Consider the following 12,210-nt stretch of genomic DNA (forward strand, 5'->3'; position numbering starts at 1 on the left):
TAATGGCGAAGGACAAGACGAAGGATGACGGGGGCTGGGGCAAGCTGATCCGCGATGTCGTGGTGATATTGCTCCTCGTGCTCGGCATCCACAGCTGTGTCGCCAAGCCCTTTTATATCCCGTCCGATTCGATGATGCCGGTGCTGCGCAACGGCGACCGGCTGATCGTCAGCAAATATCCCTATGGCTGGTCCTATTCGTCGGTCAGTTTCCATCTCGCGCCCAAGGTCGCGGGACGCTGGTTCGGAAAACTGCCCGAGCGCGGCGATATCGTCGTTCTCGAGCATCCGGTGACGCGGATCGACTATATCAAGCGTGTGATCGGCCTGCCCGGCGACACGATCGAACTGCGCAACGGCGAACTCAGCATCAACGGCAAGCCGGTGAAGCGCGAGGTCCAGCCGATGCTGGCGATCCCGGTTGATCTCAACACCCCCGGCCCCGACAGCAGCCTGTTCCGGTTCGTGAGCCGCGGCGCCGATGGAAAGGAAGTCCTCGAACTTCCGATCGTCCGCGAAACGCTTCCCGGCGGGGCGACCTTCGACACGATCGACATGGGCCCCGGCTATACGACCGACGACTATGGTCCGATCAAGGTCCCCGCCGATCACCTGTTCCTGATGGGCGACAACCGCGACGGCAGCGCCGACAGCCGCGTCGGCACCAACCAGAAGGGCCTCGGCGGTCCCGTCCCGTTCGACGCGATCGCCGGGCGCGCCGAGATCATCAGTTTCTCGACCGACGGAACAGCCGAATGGTACAACCCCTTGAGCTGGTTTAACGCCCTGCGATCGGGCCGCGCGGGAACCGATCTGCGCCCCGAGCGTCAGGGCGACTAGGCACAACGGGGAACAGGCATGGCGGCGACACGAAAACCAGCGGCAACACGGACTGCCGCCAGCGCCGCCGCCAAGGCGGAAGCGCACCGCGAAGCCCCCGGCCCCACCGAAATTCGCAGCCAGCTCGTTCGCACCGAGCTTTTGAAGGCCGGCGTCTGGATCGGCCTCGCGCTGCTTATCGGCGTCTGCATCGTCCTGATCCAGCCGATCCTGCTGATCTTCGCCGGGATCGTCATGGCATCGATGCTCGACGGCGGCACCCGCCTGCTCGGCCGCGTGCTGCCGATCGGACGCGGCTGGCGGCTGCTCATCGTCTGCCTCTCTTTGCTCGCCTTCCTCGGCTGGACGATCATGTTCGCGGGCTCGCAAATCGCCGATCAGGCCGCGACATTGCAAACCGTCGTGATGGCGCAGATCGAACGCATCGCCGCGTGGGCAAGCGACCATGGCATGGGCAATTTCCAGCTCGACACCAAGACGATCACCGACAATATCGCCGGCACCGTCGGGCGCGTCACCGCGGCGGTCGGTACCGTCCTCGGCGGCCTCACCAGCCTCGTCATGATCATCGTGCTCGGCATCTTCATCGCGATCGAACCGCGGCTTTACGAACGCGGCGTCGCGTGGATGCTTCCGATGAAGAGCCGCGAGAATTTCTACATCACCACCGCGCGCATGGGCTTCACGCTGCGCCGGTTGATGGCGGGGCGCTTGCTCGGTATGCTAGTCGAAGGGATCGGCACCTGGCTTGCCTGCCTTGCCGTCGGCATCCCGATGGCGGCGCTGATGGGGCTGCTCACCGGCCTGCTCGCCTTCATCCCCAATATCGGCGCGATCGTGTCGGGCGTCCTGCTTGTCCTCGTCGGCTTCTCGGCAGGGACCGATACCGGGCTCTGGGCGATCGCCATCTATTTCATCGTCCAGACGGTCGACGGTTACCTGATCGTGCCGATGGTCGCAAAGAAGACGGTCGACCTCGCCCCCGCACTCGTGCTTGGCGCGCAGATATTGTTCGGCGCGCTGCTCGGCCTGATGGGGCTGTTCCTCGCCGACCCGATCGTCGCGATGATCAAGGTCGCGCTCGAACGCGAAGCCGAACGCAACGCCGGCGCCGCCAAAACGAAAACGGCGGCGGGCTCCTGACCCGCCGCCGCTTCCGATTCGTCCGATTGCCGGGCCTTACGGCTGCGGCACGCCCGGCGGGGGGCCGGCCGGGCCACCCGGCGCTCCCTGCTGCTGCATCATCTGTTGCTGCTGCATCATCTGCATCTGCTGCTGCATCGCACGCACTTCGGCCTCGGTGCGGAAATCGATCAGCGTCACGGTGAAATGCAGCGTGCTGTTTGCCGGGATCGGACCGTTGTCGCGATCGCCATAGCCGAGCTGCGGCGGGATGGTGATCTTGTATTCGCCGCCCTTCTTCATGCGGGTCAGCGCCTCGGAGAAACCGGGCACGACGCGCGCGACTTCCATCGGCGCCTGTTCGTTGGAGTCGAACACCTTTCCGTCGTCGAGCTTGCCTTCATATTTCACCAGCACGACGTCGGTCTTGCCGGGGCTGTTGCCGGTGCCCTCCTTGACGACTTCGAACCCGATGCGCGGGGTCATGTGCCAGGCAAAGGCGGCGCCCGCGACCAGCAAAGCCGCAAGGCCGAACCACATCAGCCACAGGCCGCCCTTGCTCACCGGACGCAATGGAACCGTCGTTACGCTCATCTTGAGTGATCCTTCCGCTGCCCCGGCCGGGGCGAAAATGCTGGCGAGGCCTATAGGCGGACCGGCGCGGAACGGTCCAGAGACAATATGCGTGCGCGGATAACGAAAAAGGGCGCCGCGTTGCCGCAGCGCCCTTTTCACGATCAGGATCCCGAACGGGAGACGGTCTTACTTGATACCGTCGCGCTCCATCCGCTTGCGCTCCATCTTGCGGGCGCGGCGGACAGCGGCGGCACGCTCGCGCGCACGCTTTTCGCTGGGCTTCTCGTAGTGACGGCGCAGCTTCATTTCGCGATACACGCCCTCACGCTGCAGCTTCTTCTTGAGCGCGCGAAGGGCCTGGTCGACATTGTTGTCGCGAACGATGATCTGCATACGCCGTGTCGTCTCCTGTTCGTCAAAACGATTTGGGCCACCGGATGATCCGGTCTGCCGTAAATCGCCGATATTCGGGCAATAAAAAGAGCGCCGCGAAAGCGCGACGTTCCGATGCCGGGGCAACTAAAGGGATTCGCGCCGAAATGCAACCCCAAAGGCGGCGAAGCGCCGGTGCGATGCGCCGCGCGGGATTGTGCGCCCCCCTTCCCTTATGGCATAGGTAGCAGGACAAAACGTAAAAACGAAGAGGATCTGCCCATGGCCACCCAGCTCAAGCGCAACAGCAAATATAGCGAAGCCGAATGGACGGCGCGGCAGGAGCTTGCCGCCTGCTACCGCATTTTTGCGATGATGGGCTGGGACGAGATGATCTTCAACCACATCACGGTGAAGGTCCCCGACGAGGACGGCGCCTTCCTGATCAATCCCTATGGCCTGCATTTCAGCGAAGTCACCGCGTCGAACCTGATCAAGATCGACATCGACGGCAACAAGGTCGACGAGGACAATCCCTGGCACGTCAACAAGGCGGGCTTTGTCCAGCACAGCCTGTTCCACCGCGTCCTGCCCGATGCGCACGCGATCATCCATACCCACACCACCGCGACGACCGCGGTCTGTGCGCTCGAAGGCGGGCTTCAGCCCGTCAATTTCTATGCGTGCAACTTCATGGGCCAGCTCGGCTATCATGATTTCGAGGGCGTGACGGTGCGCGAGGAGGAAGGCGAGCGGCTCGTCCAGAACCTCGGCGACAAGCGCATCCTGATGCTGCGCAACCACGGCCCCGTCGTGATGGGCAAGTCGCTGACCGAGGCCTTCATCAAATATTGGGCGCTCCAGCGCGCGTGCGAGATCCAGCTCGCAACGATGAGCATGGGCAAGCCGATCACCGTCCCGCAGGAAGTGATCGCGGTGCACCAGCGCGACCTGTTCATGGCGTCGATCCCCGGACAGGCGGGCAAGGCCGAATTCGATGCGATGGTGCGCAAGGTCGACAAGATCGACACGAGCTGGCGTGACTAATCCCGCCAGTCGGCTAACAGGGGCGGCATGACGCGATTCTCGGTTAACGACCGCCCGGTCGAATATCGCATGGACCCCGAAACGCCCCTCCTGTGGGCGCTGCGCGACGCGTCGAACCTGACGGGGACCAAATATGGCTGCGGCACCGGCGACTGCGGCGCGTGCACCGTCGACATCGACGGCGAGCCGATTCGCAGCTGCCTCGTCACGATTGCGGAGTGCGAGGGGCGCTTCGTCACGACGATCGAAGGGCTGGCGCGCGACCGCAGCCACCCCGTTCAGCAAGCGTGGGTCGCCGAACAGGTGCCGCAATGCGGTTTCTGCCAGTCGGGGATGATCATGGCGGCCGCGGCGCTGCTCCGGTCGAACAGCAATCCCAGCGATGCCGAGATCGACGCGGCGATGACGAACATCTGCCGCTGCGGCACCTATCCGCGCATTCGCACCGCGATCCGCCTCGCGGGCCGCGTGATCCGCGGCGAGGAACGCATCGCCGCTGCGCCGCCGCCGGGCATCCGTCCCGAGGATGCCGCACAGGCCGTCCCCGCGCTGCGCCTGCCGCCCGGCCGCTGAACGCACCCGTTCATCTAGCTGAACCGCAGGCAACGGGCCGGTCAGCCATCGATCATCTTGCGAGGCGTAAGAATCACTTCATCATCCCGGCTGGCGTCTCCAGCAAACGGGACATGAGTTGGAGAATGGCGAGATGAAGAAGATGTTCGGAGGGTTGCTGATTGCCGCGACGATCCTGACCCCCATCGCCCCCGCAGCCGCACAGGCATCGGGCGAGCGGGTGCAGGTCGCGCAGCGCGGCGACCGGGGAGACCGCGGCCCGCGCGGTCCCGAAGTGCGCCGTGGCGGCAATTGGGGCGGTCAGGCTCGGCCTGAGCGCCAACAGAACCAGCAGCCGCGTGCGGAACGCCAGCAACGCAGCGAGATGCGCCAGCAGCAATGGCAACAGCGCGGCAACGACCAGCAGCGACAGGCGCAGCGCCAGCAATGGCAGCAGCAGCGCGGCAACGACCAGCAACGGCAGGCCCAGCGCCAGCAGTGGCAGCAACGGCAGGCCGAACAGCGCCAGCGCGGCACTTATGACCGCAATCGCGACGGCCGCACCGATCGCCAGTGGGACCGCAACCGCGACGGTCAGGTCGACCGCCAGTGGGACCGCAACCGCAATGGCCAGGTCGATCGCCGCTACGATCGCAACCGCAATGGCGACCTCGATCGCCGCTGGGACCGGAACGACAACAACCGCGTCGACCGCCGCTGGGACAATAACCGCAACGGCTATGTCGACCGGCGTTACCGCGACGGCCGCAACGACCGTTGGGACCGGAACGACCGGAACAACCGGTGGAACCGCGACTGGCGCAGCGACCGCCGCTACGACTGGCGCAGCTATCGCGACCGGAATCGCAGCTATTACCGCATGCCGCGCTATTACAACCCGTATCGCGGATACAATTATACGCGGTTCAGCATCGGCTTCACGCTCGGCTCGCTCTTCTATGGCCAGCGCTACTGGATCAACGATCCCGGCTATTACCGCCTGCCGCCGGCCTACGGGGGCTATCGCTGGATCCGCTATTATGACGACGCGCTTCTGGTCGATACCTATTCGGGCGAAGTGGTCGACGTGATCTACGATTTCTTCTGGTAATATTCCTTTCGGTTATCAGATGACAAACTAGGGGCCGGCTCGACCGGCCCCTTTTTTTTGGAGTCCGTTTCCGACCGGTTGCGGACGTTCTTCGCGTTGAATTGCTGTTAGTCGCTGGCTGAGCCGTAAACTATAATATCGGGGCCCTGATACCCCGTCTTATGGGCAAAATCGACTAGGTGCTTGTGATCCCACTCTGGATTCCCACGATACTCTTCATAGCAGGCGTTGAAAAACGCCGAGAGCATCTTCAAGTCGTCGACCGATACAACGAGCGTGGCTTCTCTAAGTTCTGATACTCCGGTCTCCTCGACCGGATTTCTCGCGTTAACATCGGTCCCATAAACTTTCATCGCGCTCTGATCCCCTTGTGCAAGACGATGTCCTTCGGCGTCATCAAGGATATACTGGCATTGCTTAACGCCCGCTCACCACCCCATAGCCGACATTACTCACTCCCCACTTGCCCTCGCCCATCCTGCACGCCACGATAGTGCAATCAGACAGGGGAGACTTCATGCGTAAACTGGGAATGGTTGCGGCCGCGACGCTCGCGCTGCTCGGCACGACGGCCTATGCAAAAACCACCGTCATTTATGCAGCTCGCGTCATCACCGACGCCGGCAAGCCCGCCGAGGGGCCTTCGACGGTCACCATCACCGACGACCGTATCACCGCGATCACCCCCGGCCGCGCCGCGGCGCCGGCAGGCACCGAAATCGTCGACCTTGGCGACAAGACGCTGCTTCCCGGCCTCATCGACCTTCACGTCCACCTGACCGGCGATCCCGGCGGCGACTATCGCAGCGAAGCGGTCGATCCCGACGAATGGGGCGTCGTCGTCGGCGCCAAAAACGCCGCCGTCACGCTGCGTGCGGGGTTCACCACCGTGCGCGAGGCGGGGTCGGCGCAATATACCGCCTATGCGCTCCGCCGCGGCACCGCGAACGGCTTTATCAAAGGGCCGCGCATCGTCGCCGCCGGTCCCGCACTCTCGATCATCGGCGGGCACGGCGACGTGACGGGCTTTCGCGAGGACGTCCATGACGTGCTCGATCAGGGTTATACCTGCACCGGTGCGCTCGAATGCGCCGAAAAGGTCCGCAAGGCGTCGCGCGCCGGCGCCGACGTCATCAAGATCACCGCGACCGGCGGCGTGTTGTCGCAGCAGGCGCGCGGGCTGGAGGGTCATTTCACCAGCGCCGAGTTGCAGAGCATTGCCGACACTGCCCATTCACTGGGCCTGAAGGTCATGGCGCACGCGCATGGCGCGGGCGGCATCACCGCTTCGGCTGCGGCGGGCATCGACAGCATCGAACATGGCACCTTCGCCGACGACGCAACGCTGAAGGTCATGAAGGCGAAGGGTACTTATCTTGTCCCCACGCTGATGGCGTTCGAAGGCATCAAGGAACGCCTTGGCAAAGGCATCTATACCCCGACGGTCGAGGAAAAGGTGCGCATGACGATGAACGACGTCGGCAAGGCGGTAACGCGCGCAAAGGCGCTCGGCGTCCCGATCGCCTTCGGCACCGACGCCGGCGTGTTCGAACATGGCCGCAACGGGCAGGAGTTCGCCCTGCTCGTCAAGCACGGCCTCACCCCGCGCGAGGCGCTGGCGAGTGCCACGACCGTTGCCGCGAAGCTGCTCTCGCTCGACAACGAAATCGGCCGCATCGCGCCGGGCCTGTCGGCCGACATGATCGCGGTCAGCGGCGATCCGCTCAGCGATGTCACCGTGCTCGAAAAGGTCGACTGGGTGATGGTGCGCGGCCGTATCGCGGACTGACCCGGCGGCCTATCACGCGGCGCGGCGGATTCGTCCCCGCGCCGAGGCGGCAATCCTTGGCCCGATCAGCGCCTCGGTGTCGACCGCGACGGCGAACTGGACCCCGACCCGGTTGCCCACCGACCAGCGCGCCTCGGCTTCGAACGACTGGTCGGGACCGAATTCGAGCGTCAGCGACGTCCCCGGCGGCACGTTCCACAGCCCCTCGATCAGCGCGCCGCGCGACGACATGTTGCGGATGATCGCCTCATATTGGTAGCCGCCGCTGCCGATCTGGACCGTGCGGAAGGTCGTAAGCCGCGGCTCGCGCGCGCTCTTGTACCCGCGCGCTTCGGCGCGTCCGCCGCCCTCGCGCAGCAGCGCCAGCACTTCGACAAGCTCCATGGGCTTGCCATAAATATAGCCCTGGACATGGCTGCATCCGAGTCCGCGGATCAACGAAAGATCGTCGTGCGTCTCGACGCCCTCGGCGGTCGTTTCCATGTCGAGCGCAGTCGCCAGCCCCACGATCGACGAGATGATCGCGGCGTTCATGCTGCTCGGGTCGGCTGCGCCGAGCACGAAGCTCTGATCGATCTTGATCTTGTCGAACGGCGCCTTCTTCAGATAGCCGAGCGCCGAATAGCCGGTCCCGAAATCGTCGAGCGCCAGCCGCACCCCGGTGCGCTTCAGCTTCTGGAACATCGCAAGATTTTCAGGACTCTCGTCGAGGAACACCCCCTCGGTGATCTCGAGTTCGAGCTGTTCGGGGCGGATGCCCGCCGCCGAAACCGCGCTCATGATCGTCGCGGGCAGCTTTTCGTTCGCGAACTGCCGCGGCGAAACATTGACCGCGACGCGGTAACCGGGGCCGATATGCGCGATCGCGGCGCAAGCGGACCGGATGATCCACTCGCCGATCGGCACGATCAGGTTCGATTCCTCGGCGATCGGGATGAACTTCGACGGGCTGACCAGCCCCTCGGTCCCGTGGTGCCAGCGGATCAGCGCCTCGAACCCCGAAATCCGTTCGCTGCCGACGTCGACGATCGGTTGGTAGAGCAGCCGCAGTTCGTCCTTCGCCAGCGCGTCGCGTAGCGCATCCTCGATCGCCTTTCGCTCGCTCGCCTGATTGTGCATCGCATCGGCGTAGAAACGATAGACGCCGCGTCCCGCATCCTTGGCGGCATACAGCGCAAGGTCGGCGTTGCGGACGAGCGCCGAGGCGCTCACCCCCTGCCCCTCCGACACCGCGATACCGATCGACGATCCGATACGCACTTGCTCGCCCTCGATCGCGAATGGCTTCGCAAGGCTGAGGATGATCGCATTGGCGATGCCCGCGAGTTTCTCGGGCTGGCCCATTTGCGGCACGACGATCTGGAACTCGTCGCCGCCGAGCCGCCCGACCTGCCCCTTGTCGCCGACGATCTGCGTCAGCCGCCCCGCGACCTGCTGCAACAACTGGTCGCCGACGGGGTGTCCCAGCGTGTCGTTCACCGCCTTGAACCGGTCGAGGTCCATCAACAGCAGCGCACAGGGCTGCGGCTGGCCGCCGTGGCTCTTGAGCGCGCGTTCGAGCAGATCGGTGATATGGCGCCGGTTCGCGAGGCCCGTCAGCGTGTCGTAGCGCGCGAGCTGGTTGATCTCGCGTTCCGACCTCTTCTTGTCGGTCAGGTCGGTGCCGCTGCCCCGGAAGCCCTGAAAGTTGCCGAGCTCGTTGCTGATCGGGTGGCCCGAGATCGACCACCAGCGTTCTTCGCCCGGCACCGCCGCCTGCACCGTCAGCTCCTTGAACGGCGTGCGCGACGACAGGCTGAAGCCCAGCGTGCGCTCTTCGCTCTCGTCATTGCCGATACGCTTGCGGATGATGTCGGTGAAGGGCTGCCCGAGCAGGTCCGACAGCGGCAGACCGAGCCGCGCCGCGACGGTCGGCGAGATATAGACGAGCCGGCCGTTGCGGTCGGTTTCCCAGAACCAGCCGCGGCCGGCGCGTTCGAAATCGCGCATCAGGTTCAGCGCGCGCTGCTGGTCGCTGACGCTGAGCCGCGCGGCGCGCGTGGCACGGCGTTGGTGGCGGATATCCTCGCGCATCATCACGATCAGCAGGCCGAGGAAGGCGAGTCCCGCAACCGCGAAAGGCCACGACGCCACGCCGATCGCCCCGCCAAGCGCGGTCGCGCCCGCGAATGCGAAGAACGCCGGTCTGACGATCGCGGCGGCCGAGGCGGCGACAAGCAGCGATCCGATCTGGATCGCGGTGAAGCTGTCGAAATGCGCGCTGCCGTCGGGAATCGCCAGCGCGGCAAACATCGCCGCCGCGCTCAGCAGCGAGCCGAGCGCGATCAGCCCCAGGCACAGCATCGCGAGCGATCGCACGCGATTACTCGCGATCGGCCGCGGTCTGCGCATCGCCTGCCCGATCACCGTCAGCACGACGTCGCATGGCAGGCCGGCCGCCATGACGAGCCATTGTGCGGGCCGGTCGAGGAAACCGGCAAGACCCGGTAGGAAAGCAAAAGTCAGGAATGCGAGGACGCGGCCGATCAGCACATAGTGCCACAGCTTGGCCACGCGCATCAGGTGCGTGACGAATTCGGGCGAATCGAACAGCAACTCGCCCGGTGGCAAGTCGCGGTCCGCTGGCCTGATCAAGTTATGCCGAACCCCCAATTCCCCATCATTCCCGCTACTTCAATCATCGAGGCACTGGCCAAAAGGGGTTTCCAAATCCTTACCGCAAGGCCGTGATTTCCGCCGATATTGTGCCAAAACGGAAGGGGTTACGTTTCGGTTCGCAACTTGTTATACGAGGACATGCCCGCCGTCCGCCTGTTCCCGCCCGACCGCTTCTTCGACCGCGCCGAGTGGTCTGCGATCACGCGCGCCTCGTCGTGGCGCGGCATCTGGCTCGTCGCCCACGCATGGATCGTCAGCATCGCGCTGGTCGGGTTCGCCGCATGGTCGCAGAATCCGGCAGCCTGGGTGGTCGCGGTGATCTTCGTCGGGGGGCGCCAGCTCGGTCTTGCGATCCTGATGCACGATGCCGCGCACGGGGCGCTGCATCCGAACCGGAAAATCAACAATTTTCTCGGCCAGTGGCTCACGGGCGCGGCGGTCGGATCGGACCTCATCGCCTATCGCACCTACCATCTCCAGCATCACAAGTTCACCCAGCAGCCCGGGGACCCCGACCTCGCGTTGTCCAAGCCCTTCCCCACGACGCGCGCCAGCCTCTGGCGCAAGGTGGTGCGCGACATGACCGGCCAGACCTTCTTCAAGCAGCGGATGGCGCAATTCGGATATGCCTTCACCGGATTGAAGGCGATTCTCCGCGGCGAAGAGGGGGCGAAGAGCGGCGCGAGCACCAAGGCGGGGACGCCGTTCAACAAGCAGTCCGACGACGGCATGACGTCACCGACGGTCGATGTCGCGGGCGCGATGGCGGTGGCACGCGCGGTTGGCCGCTTCCTCGTCGTACAGGCGGTGCTGCTCGGCCTGTCGCTCACGCTCTATGGCTGGACGCCGTACCTGCTCTGGCTCGCCGGGCTCGCGACGACCTTCCAGCTTTACCTGCGCATCCGCAACATCGCCGAACATGCGTGCACGACGACCGGCAGCGAAGACCCCTTCACCCACGCGCGCACCACCCACGCCGGCTGGCTGGCGCGCGCAACGGTCGCTCCATATTGGGTGAATTATCACGCCGAACATCATCTGTTCATGGGCGTGCCCTGCTACCGGTTGCCGCAAGTTCATGCCGCACTTGGCCGCGCGGGGCGGCACGAATCGATGACGATCGCTCCGAACTACGCTGCGGTGCTGCGGCAGGTCACCGCGAAGGGCTGATCAGCCCTCCTGAACAAACCTCGCGCCGGCGCGGTCCTTCACTGTCTTTTCGGGATCGAAGATCATCCCGTTCATCGCAACATAGACGCCGGGCGGCAGCGTCTGCACCGCTGCGAGCGCAAAGCCGACGTTGAATTCGGCGTCGCTAGCGCGCACCGATGCGGGCTGCATCGCGCCGGTCATCACGATCGTCTTGCCCGCAATCCCCGCGAGCACGCGGCCGGTGATGACCATCGTGTCGGTCCCGTGGGTGACGAGGATGCGCGAAGCATCGCTCGCAGCGACCGCGGCGCGGATCGTCTCGCGGTCGGCGTCGTCGAGCTCGAGGCTGTCCTTGCGCATCAGCTGGGTGACGCGGTGCGGGACGTGGACATTATTCTCGCGCAGCATGTCGGGGATTGCGGCGGGACCGATCTGGAACTCGCTCAAAGCATCGAAATAGACTTTGTCGATCGTCCCGCCGGTGGTGAAGATGTCGATCATGCGCATTCGTCCTGGATCGGCGAGGCCGGGGTGCCGTCGGGGGCGGCGAAGGGCCGCTTGAAGGTAAAAGCCTCTGCCGTCGGCCCGTGCGCGTCGAGCATCGCGATCCGCTCCATGCCCTCGGCAACCGTCGGAGGATGCCCCGCGGGAACCCACCACAGCGCCTGATAAACCGCCATATGCTCGAACCATTCCTTGCGCCGCTTCATGATCGCCAGATGATCGGGGGTGCGATAGACATAGGCCGCGAGCGCATCGATATCGCGCCATACGGACATATTCGCGATCAGATGCGGATCGTCGGTCACCGGCACGTCGGTCGCATTATTGCCCTCGCCGGTGAGCCGCCACACGAAGCCGTCGGCGGCCTCGGCCACCGCGTTCACATGGTCGAGCGCGTCCATGAAATCGCGGTTCGCGACATGATCGGGCGGCAGGCGGAAACGGCCGATGTTGATCTGTGCCAGTTCATAAGCCGCCATGTGCGTCTC

The 12,210-nt window shown here is 64.8% G+C and carries 13 protein-coding genes; 7 read left to right on the forward strand and 6 right to left on the reverse strand.

The genetic code is table 11. The annotated features are described in order from the left end of the window. The first annotated feature begins 2 nt into the window (after positions 1–2). On the forward strand, positions 3–839 hold the full coding sequence (gene lepB, locus VGN62_RS16825; protein WP_327455986.1) for a signal peptidase I: 837 nt from the start codon (positions 3–5) through the stop codon (positions 837–839). Between the two features lie 18 nt (positions 840–857). Further along, a complete protein-coding gene (locus tag VGN62_RS16830; RefSeq protein WP_327455988.1) occupies positions 858–1,982 on the forward strand; it encodes an AI-2E family transporter in 1,125 nt (374 codons plus the stop codon). 36 nt (positions 1,983–2,018) lie between these two features. Here VGN62_RS16830 and VGN62_RS16835 read toward each other — a convergent pair whose 3' ends face one another. Beyond that, positions 2,019–2,555 (reverse strand): FKBP-type peptidyl-prolyl cis-trans isomerase, encoded by a 537-nt coding sequence (locus VGN62_RS16835; protein ID WP_327455990.1) that lies wholly within the window; start codon positions 2,553–2,555, stop codon positions 2,019–2,021. 168 nt (positions 2,556–2,723) lie between these two features. Next, positions 2,724–2,930 carry a 30S ribosomal protein S21 gene (gene rpsU, locus VGN62_RS16840; RefSeq protein WP_003047635.1) on the reverse strand — a complete coding sequence of 69 codons (207 nt, stop codon included), beginning with the start codon at positions 2,928–2,930 and terminating at the stop codon, positions 2,724–2,726. Positions 2,931–3,191: 261 nt separating this feature from the next. Here rpsU and VGN62_RS16845 point away from each other — a divergent pair, with 261 nt between their 5' ends. From VGN62_RS16845 to VGN62_RS16855, 3 genes are all read left to right on the forward strand, one after another. Beyond that, a complete protein-coding gene (locus VGN62_RS16845; protein ID WP_327455992.1) occupies positions 3,192–3,956 on the forward strand; it encodes a class II aldolase/adducin family protein in 765 nt (254 codons plus the stop codon). Between the two features lie 27 nt (positions 3,957–3,983). Further along, on the forward strand, positions 3,984–4,529 hold the full coding sequence (locus VGN62_RS16850) for a (2Fe-2S)-binding protein (protein ID WP_327455993.1): 546 nt from the start codon (positions 3,984–3,986) through the stop codon (positions 4,527–4,529). A 133-nt stretch (positions 4,530–4,662) separates the two neighbouring features. Then, positions 4,663–5,619: an RcnB family protein gene (locus tag VGN62_RS16855; protein WP_327455995.1), complete on the forward strand. Its 957-nt coding sequence runs from the start codon at positions 4,663–4,665 to the stop codon at positions 5,617–5,619. Positions 5,620–5,726: 107 nt separating this feature from the next. Here VGN62_RS16855 and VGN62_RS16860 read toward each other — a convergent pair whose 3' ends face one another. Continuing rightward, on the reverse strand, positions 5,727–5,972 hold the full coding sequence (locus tag VGN62_RS16860) for a hypothetical protein (protein WP_327455997.1): 246 nt from the start codon (positions 5,970–5,972) through the stop codon (positions 5,727–5,729). 164 nt (positions 5,973–6,136) lie between these two features. Here VGN62_RS16860 and VGN62_RS16865 point away from each other — a divergent pair, with 164 nt between their 5' ends. Then, positions 6,137–7,408 (forward strand): amidohydrolase family protein, encoded by a 1,272-nt coding sequence (locus VGN62_RS16865; RefSeq protein WP_327455999.1) that lies wholly within the window; start codon positions 6,137–6,139, stop codon positions 7,406–7,408. Positions 7,409–7,420: 12 nt separating this feature from the next. Here VGN62_RS16865 and VGN62_RS16870 read toward each other — a convergent pair whose 3' ends face one another. Continuing rightward, positions 7,421–10,042 (reverse strand): EAL domain-containing protein, encoded by a 2,622-nt coding sequence (locus VGN62_RS16870; RefSeq protein WP_327456003.1) that lies wholly within the window; start codon positions 10,040–10,042, stop codon positions 7,421–7,423. A 162-nt stretch (positions 10,043–10,204) separates the two neighbouring features. Between VGN62_RS16870 and VGN62_RS16875 the strand changes: the two genes are divergently transcribed. Then, a complete protein-coding gene (locus tag VGN62_RS16875; RefSeq protein WP_327456005.1) occupies positions 10,205–11,236 on the forward strand; it encodes a fatty acid desaturase family protein in 1,032 nt (343 codons plus the stop codon). Here the strand turns inward: VGN62_RS16875 and VGN62_RS16880 are convergent, their stop codons facing one another. Together VGN62_RS16880 and VGN62_RS16885 are read right to left on the reverse strand one after the other, a co-directional pair. After that, entirely contained in the window at positions 11,237–11,719 is a 483-nt protein-coding gene (locus VGN62_RS16880; RefSeq protein ID WP_327456007.1) for an asparaginase domain-containing protein, read from the reverse strand. After that, on the reverse strand, positions 11,716–12,201 hold the full coding sequence (locus VGN62_RS16885; RefSeq protein ID WP_327456009.1) for a DUF3291 domain-containing protein: 486 nt from the start codon (positions 12,199–12,201) through the stop codon (positions 11,716–11,718). Before VGN62_RS16885 ends, VGN62_RS16880 begins: the two co-directional genes overlap by 4 nt. Positions 12,202–12,210: the final 9 nt, after the last annotated feature.

This window comes from Sphingopyxis sp. (genome assembly GCF_035998905.1).
GTDB lineage: Bacteria > Pseudomonadota > Alphaproteobacteria > Sphingomonadales > Sphingomonadaceae > Sphingopyxis.

Coding starts and splice junctions, on each gene's coding strand:
- VGN62_RS16855 (WP_327455995.1), top strand. CDS start 4,663: ATGAAGAAGATGTTCGGAGGGTTGCTGATTGCCGCGACGATCCTGACC.
- VGN62_RS16865 (WP_327455999.1), top strand. CDS start 6,137: ATGCGTAAACTGGGAATGGTTGCGGCCGCGACGCTCGCGCTGCTCGGC.
- VGN62_RS16830 (WP_327455988.1), top strand. CDS start 858: ATGGCGGCGACACGAAAACCAGCGGCAACACGGACTGCCGCCAGCGCC.
- lepB (WP_327455986.1), top strand. CDS start 3: ATGGCGAAGGACAAGACGAAGGATGACGGGGGCTGGGGCAAGCTGATC.
- VGN62_RS16875 (WP_327456005.1), top strand. CDS start 10,205: ATGCCCGCCGTCCGCCTGTTCCCGCCCGACCGCTTCTTCGACCGCGCC.
- VGN62_RS16860 (WP_327455997.1), bottom strand. CDS start 5,972: ATGAAAGTTTATGGGACCGATGTTAACGCGAGAAATCCGGTCGAGGAG.
- VGN62_RS16885 (WP_327456009.1), bottom strand. CDS start 12,201: ATGGCGGCTTATGAACTGGCACAGATCAACATCGGCCGTTTCCGCCTG.
- rpsU (WP_003047635.1), bottom strand. CDS start 2,930: ATGCAGATCATCGTTCGCGACAACAATGTCGACCAGGCCCTTCGCGCG.
- VGN62_RS16880 (WP_327456007.1), bottom strand. CDS start 11,719: ATGATCGACATCTTCACCACCGGCGGGACGATCGACAAAGTCTATTTC.
- VGN62_RS16845 (WP_327455992.1), top strand. CDS start 3,192: ATGGCCACCCAGCTCAAGCGCAACAGCAAATATAGCGAAGCCGAATGG.
- VGN62_RS16835 (WP_327455990.1), bottom strand. CDS start 2,555: ATGAGCGTAACGACGGTTCCATTGCGTCCGGTGAGCAAGGGCGGCCTG.
- VGN62_RS16850 (WP_327455993.1), top strand. CDS start 3,984: ATGACGCGATTCTCGGTTAACGACCGCCCGGTCGAATATCGCATGGAC.